General features: G+C 61.2%; 1 protein-coding gene. It reads left to right on the plus strand.

Annotation, left to right across the window (positions count from 1 at the left end; all coding sequences use genetic code 11):
* Positions 1-112: LuxR C-terminal-related transcriptional regulator (locus KBI52_RS00190; RefSeq protein ID WP_247654075.1), on the plus strand; the 112-nt coding region annotated here is incomplete at its 5' end.
* Positions 113-250 lie beyond the last annotated feature (138 nt).

Genomic DNA, 250 nt, shown 5'->3' on the forward strand with positions numbered 1-250 from the left:
CAGCCCCCGTACGGTCGAGATCTACCGGGCAAACGTCATGGCCAAGATGCAGGCCGGTAGTCTGTCCGAACTCGTTCGCCTGACGCTCATGATCGGAAACCGAGCAGCTTGAGCCGCGCCCGTAGGGACAGTTCCTGAACAGGGTCTTTGCCGACGGTTGACCCATATCAAGTCCTAGGCCAACCAACCGGGTTATACCGGTGGGCACCCAGATCAGGATCCTGTCATGCCCACCGCCCCAGGACCGGTC

The organism is Microvirga sp. HBU67558, from assembly GCF_018069605.1.
GTDB classification, from domain to species: Bacteria; Pseudomonadota; Alphaproteobacteria; order Rhizobiales; family Beijerinckiaceae; genus Microvirga; species Microvirga terrae.